This is a genomic window from Streptomyces boluensis, assembly GCF_009908195.1.
GTDB lineage: Bacteria > Actinomycetota > Actinomycetes > Streptomycetales > Streptomycetaceae > Streptomyces > Streptomyces boluensis.
On sequence record NZ_JAAAHS010000625.1, the window covers coordinates 1 to 2,507 of the forward strand.

The window sequence follows — 2,507 nt, forward strand, 5'->3', positions numbered from 1 at the left end:
GTGGGGGCGAGTCCCAGGCGGCGCAGGTCCTTCTCGTAGTGGAGCCTGCTGAGGGCGAACGCGGCCCCGGCGGCGAGCGCCGTGAGGGGGACCAGGCGCAGCGCGTCAAGCAGGCCGACGCGGTCCGCGAGGAAGCCGGTCACCGCGGGTCCGGGGGCGAGCCCGATCAGGCTGTTGGCCAGCGTGAGCGTGGCCATGGCGGTCGCGGCGACAGCGGCCGGGGTCAGCGCCGTCACCATGGCGGCGGCCGGTCCTGCCGTTGCGTTGCACAGCAAGGTCCCGGCGCCGATCAGGGCCAATTGCAGCGGGCCGGCCGGCACTTGGAACCCTGCCATCAGGAGTACGAGCGATCCGGCACTGCAGACGATCGCGACGGTCCACTTCCGCACGGCGAGCCTCCGGCTGAGCCGGTCCGTGACGAACCCGCCGCCGATCATGCCGATCCCCGTGATCAGCGCGAAGACCCCGGCCGCCAGGCCCGCCTTGGCGGGCGGCATCCCGTAGTAGCGGTCGAGGAAGCTGGGCATCCACGCGAGCATCGCCATCGCGATGAACATCTGCAGACCGCTGCCGACGTAGGCGCACAGCACGGAGACGGAGGAGAACAGCCGCGGCAGATGGGTACGGACCATGCCCTGTCGGCGGGCCGCGTCACCGCCGCCGCTGTGACCGGCGGGGCCGAGCCGCTTCTCCGTGACCACGACGCGGTAGACCGCGGCGAGGACGAGCCCGAAGACCCCCATGACGGCGAACGTCCAACGCCAGCCCAGGTGTTGGGCGATCACGCCGCCGATCGACACACCGAGCACCGACCCGAAGGCGCCCCCGGCGATGAACGCGCCGGAGAGCGTGGCCCGCAGCGTGACCGGGAAGACGCTGAGGACCACCGCGATCCCGACGCTCCCGTACGCCGCCTCGCCCACGCCGACCATGAAGCGGCCCAGGAACATCTGGCCGTAGCTCGCGGAGACGGCGCAGCCCAGGGTCGCCAGGCTCCACACGGCCGCGGCGAGGACCAGACTCCGCACCCGGCCCCAGCGGTCCGCGAGGAGCGAGAGCGGGAAGGTGAGCACGCCGACCATCAGGGCCACGATGCCGCTGAGCGAGCCCAACTGGCCGTCGGACAGCTGCCATTCGGCCTTCAGGAGGGGAAAGACCGCGTTGAGTACCTGCCGCGACATGTAGTCGGAGAGCAGCAGCCCGAAGCTCAGGGCGAAGACCAGCCACGCGTACCGACGGGACACGGGCGGTCCGGCGGTGGCAGGTGTCGCAGGCGCTGCCGCGCCGGCGGTGTGCACTTTCATCGGCGTCACCCTTGTCGTCGAGGATCCGGTGCAGAAGGGCCGGTTGAGGAAGGCCGGTTGAGGAAGGCCGGTTGAGAAAGGCCAGTTGAGGAAGGCCGGTTCAGAAGGGCCGGTCGCCGGTGATCCCGGCGCGCTCCATCTTGCGGACGGCGGGCCAGTAGTCCTGGACGGCGTAGTGCTGCGTGGAGCGGTTGTCCCAGATGGCCACGCTGTTCGGCTGCCAGCGCCAGCGCACCTGGTACTCGGGGATGGCCGCCTGGCTGATCAGATAGGTCAGCAGGTTTCCGGCTCCCGGCGCGTAGTCCTGGCCGCAGCGCACGTTCTCCGGCGTGTGGAAGTCGACGAAGTGCGTGGTGAACGCGTTGACGAAGAGGACCTTCTCGCCGGTCTCCGGGTGGGTGCGCACCACCGGGTGCTCCGGGTCCGGGTACTTGGCCTTCAGCTGATGGCGCTGCTCGACGGGCATCGCCGCCCCGAAGGTCGCCTCGATGCTGTGCCGCGCGTGCAGGCCCTCGATCTGCGCCTTGACGTGCTCGGGCAGCCGCCGGTACGCCTCCGCCATGTCGACCCAGATGGTGTCGCCGCCCACCTCGGGGGTCTCCACGCACCGCAACACGGCCCCCATCGGCGGGGATTCGCGCCACGTGGCGTCGCAGTGGAGGGCGTTCTCGTAGTGCTCGGGCTTGCTGTCCAGGTCCTTGTAGATACGGACCAGGCCGGGGTGGTCGGGGTCGCTGCCGAGCACCGGATGGTCCTCGAGGGGGCCGAGGCGAGAGGCGAACGCCACGTGCTCGGCGCGAGTGAGGTCCTGGTCCCGCAGGAACAGGACCTTGTACCGCAGCAGCAGCGTCTTGATCTCGGCGGCCAGGTCGTCGTCGCGCGAGGCGTCGCCCAGGTCCACGCCGACGAGCTCGGCGCCGAGGGTGCAGGTCAGCGGCTCAGCCTTGATGGAGGTGCGGCGGACAGAGGCGCGCACCAGGGCCGGTGCGGCACTCCGCTGGCGGACGGTCTGAGACATGGTGCTCACTCCTGGATGGCGTGTGGGGCACGGTGGGGCACTCGGTGGGGCACTCGGTGGGGCGGAGGTCGGGTGCGTGCGGCGCGGGCGTGCGGCCCGGTCGCGGTCAGAGGACGAGGACGGACGATCCCGTGGTCCGGCCCGCTTCCATGTCGCGGTGCGCCTGCGCGGCGTCCTTCAGGTCG

The 2,507-nt window shown here is 71.1% G+C and carries 2 protein-coding genes; both read right to left on the reverse strand.

All coding sequences use genetic code 11. The annotated features are described in order from the left end of the window. Positions 1–1,304 (reverse strand): MFS transporter (locus GUY60_RS36745; protein WP_161705843.1); only part of this gene is annotated, 1,304 nt, incomplete at its 3' end. Between the two features lie 100 nt (positions 1,305–1,404). Next, positions 1,405–2,322: a TauD/TfdA dioxygenase family protein gene (locus GUY60_RS36750; RefSeq protein ID WP_161705844.1), complete on the reverse strand. Its 918-nt coding sequence runs from the start codon at positions 2,320–2,322 to the stop codon at positions 1,405–1,407. Positions 2,323–2,507 lie beyond the last annotated feature (185 nt).